The sequence below is a fragment of the Facilibium subflavum genome (genome assembly GCF_003574485.1).
In the GTDB taxonomy this organism is placed as follows: Bacteria; Pseudomonadota; Gammaproteobacteria; order Francisellales; family Francisellaceae; genus Facilibium; species Facilibium subflavum.
Genome location: NZ_KZ984704.1, coordinates 1 through 3,237 on the forward strand (window position 1 = coordinate 1; position 3,237 = coordinate 3,237).

The window sequence follows — 3,237 nt, forward strand, 5'->3', positions numbered from 1 at the left end:
TTGATTCGAGGCGTTGAAGCTGAAGGTATAGTGCAGAACAATACATTCCCAGCAAAATCACCTTGCCTTTTGCATCGAGAGGCTTGTACTTATCGAATTTCCCCTGTAAAAATTCAACCGCTTCTTTTGCTCTACCTTGACTCTCAACTGGTTTCAACTTTTTAATTTGGCCAAGTCTATTCATTATGCTAAACGGATCCAATGGAATCCTGCACTTAACTGCCTTATTATCTAAAATAAACTCAATGAGTGAGTCAACCTCATGCCATAATATTCCCCAAAGGAGAGGCGAGTAATCAGACTGGAAGATAGGATCATTAACTCGAACCATTCCAGTAAATGAATTTTGATCAGTGCTTCCCTTCATGTTGCGTATATATGCTGTTTCTTGATTAATCACTTTCGGTTTATCATCGAAGCTAATTAAGTTTTCTATATCAGAAAAATAGTGCGGCACTCCTTCAAACTCAGAGCGGGATTGATAGANNCCAATACAGTATCCTTGGTAATTTTTTGGGCGATGAAATTGTCTTCCTTTTTTAGCTCGGTCATTGAAGCGATGAAGTTTCGTCCTTTTTTTGGTAAAGGACTATTGTTATTACCGTCAAGAAAGGAATTACGCCAAGAAGACTCATAGTCAATTATTATCTTCATCCCCCTCTCCTATTTCGCTTCAAAATAAGTTGCAAAATCGCCTTCCGATTGTGATGAAATTTGGTCAGGAGTCCTTTTAATACGCATCATCTGATTACTGTTATTGTAATCAACCTCAATTTTATCTACATACATGTAGGCTTTTGCCTGACGAATCGATAAGTTATGTAACATTTCCAAAGTAACATCAATCAAACTGCGTACTGCATCACTATTCAAAAGAATTCCTACTTCGCCCACCTCAAAAATAGTGCCTTTTCTGACATAATTTGGATGAAAAACAGCTTTGGGATTTCTCTCTGGATTCAGGGTTTTAATAAAACTTTCTACTTTTTGTGCAATGGATTCTCCCTGATTATCTTCGATTACCATCGCAGCACGATCAAATTTATTGTCAAGCGAAATAAACTGCAACTGTTCAATACTAATTGATCCGTAAGAAGTATATTTTGTGTCGCCAAACGTAGTTTTTGAAAAAAAAGAAGAACTATCCCGCTCACCTGCTTGGCCAAACTGCTCAAAATTACCATTTCCCAATTGATCAACAAAGTCTTCTAACAGTAAAGGACTGGTACGTTTACACTGGCTGGAAGGTACAACATAACCACGTACCAAGCCTGTAATCGATGCTAATACTTTTTCTAAATTTTTCTCTGCCGCAAAGTGTAAGTCAAACGCTTGCGCCCTGAATAAATGATGGCGAATACAGTTCTGGCTGATATAAAGCGGCGTTTCTTTGAAGTTGATATCCATTGCTTCTTTTTTATACTTATAGCCTGTTTCGTCCTTAATTTTTCCTGTTAGATTTGTATAACCTCTCAATTTTGGCATAGTATGATTATCAACTGTACGACCCTCGTTGCTCAACGTTGTTGGTCCATTCCAATTCACAACTCCATGCCCCAGCGCAGTAATTTTAAAATCAACACTTTTAATACCAGTGATTTTTTCCATTTTTTATGTCCTCCTTTAGGTTAAGTTAGTCTGATATTTTAATCCTTTGAATTAATTTGTTTAAGTTTATCAATAGACATCGCGCCCACAGACTGCTTTTCAGTAACGACGTAATATATAGCCTGTGAGTGTGGTTTACTGTTGACTATACCGAGATCTTCGGGTGTATAACTAAGATAAATAGGTCTTTCCGGAGACCTAGCTTCTTTAATTAATTCCCATTCATTCCTTGCCTTTTTATAGCCCTCAGACAGTTTGATATTGTGATGCTTTTTCTGTATAAATTGCACAAGGTTGGCATCATCATCTCCATAACCTCTCATGCTTTCTATCGATTCAGTCAAGCTCGCTTGTGGCTCGTTAGGATTGAATTCTTCGCTATAGGCATATTCATCCGTAAATTCCAAATTTAATGATTCGTTTACCTGGCATACAGCCATTTGCACAAAGCGATTATCACCGCGTAGCGAATTTGCCGATATTTTCATTACGCCTTGTTTAATCTTCGATTTAGATGGAACTGAAATTGGATCAATAATTTTTTCATTAATAAGATTAACACTCTTTTTTAATGCCAATAAAAAGTCTTGCTCAATCAACTTTAAAGCTTGCTTATCGTTGTAAAAGTCTCGATAAATACAATAAAGCTGATTAATTGTCATTACCTTTTGATTATATAATTGATCCTTTAAAAAGTTCATCCATGCTTTGGTACTGTTCCAAACACATAACTGATTCAGGAACCTTGCGCAACTGCTAGTTTGCTTGCCGTCGACCTCTATGCTCTGAGGCACCACCGTGATATATGGATTCACTACTGAGTTTTCACCAAAACGGTCAAGCCGCCCTAGGCGTTGCAACCAGTTTTCTGCACAAGTAATTTCAGTTAACATACGATCGCAAGTGATATTAAGTGATGCCTGTACAATGGGGCCACTTCGCAACACATCGTACTTTCGCTCACCATTGCGCTTGAAGCTATTGAACACCTCATTGAACCAATAGGATTTATCTTGCTTAGTGTATTTTGAATGCAGCAATACGCTGTTTTCTTTCCTGTGATGTTGCAAATAGCCTAGCTGAGCATCCTGTGCCGTATTGGTAATAACAAAGGCATTGCCTTCTTGCGCTTGCGTCATTAATGGGCTGACTTCTTTTTTTTCATCATAACTCATAAAATCAATGTGATAGCCTGAGTCGTTAAAGCTATCAATAGTAATTATATCTTCTTTGTGAATCCTTAAAAATTCCATTAAATAGAAGTAATGTGGCGTAGCTGACACTAAAAGCGTATTGGCATATGCACCTTGCTGCCTCTTAGCTTCGATTAATTCGGCAAACAGCAGATTAAAAGCAGTCATATTGACCAACTCGTGAAACTCATCAAATACCACATGTGCATTTAATACATCGACCATAGTCGTCACTTTTTGATGTGTAATAATGGAGTTGACTACCTGGTCAATAGTTGTTATCACGATATCACCACTGAAATAATCTGATTCATCAGTATCGGGGGCATCCTCAAAACAAACGCCATCACCCAGTATTTTCTTGTATTCACCAGTGAATATTTCAATTTGACTGTTAGGTAAATAGTCATCTGCAGTCTAATGGCACTAAGTTAAG

3 protein-coding genes are annotated in these 3,237 nt (G+C 37.6%); all 3 read right to left on the reverse strand.

Going from position 1 to position 3,237, the window contains the following annotated elements; all coding sequences use genetic code 11:
• Window positions 1–486, reverse strand: a 486-nt coding sequence (cas5fv, locus tag DNK84_RS00510) for a type I-Fv CRISPR-associated protein Cas5fv (protein ID WP_208123219.1), incomplete at both ends; no start/stop codon positions are given.
• A gap of 177 nt (window positions 487–663) precedes the next feature.
• Window positions 664–1,608: a type I-Fv CRISPR-associated protein Cas7fv gene (gene cas7fv, locus DNK84_RS00520; RefSeq protein ID WP_119342628.1), complete on the reverse strand. Its 945-nt coding sequence runs from the start codon at window positions 1,606–1,608 to the stop codon at window positions 664–666.
• Between the two features lie 38 nt (window positions 1,609–1,646).
• Window positions 1,647–3,086, reverse strand: a complete 1,440-nt coding sequence (locus DNK84_RS00525; protein WP_208123220.1) for a DEAD/DEAH box helicase family protein — start codon at window positions 3,084–3,086, stop codon at window positions 1,647–1,649.
• Window positions 3,087–3,237 lie beyond the last annotated feature (151 nt).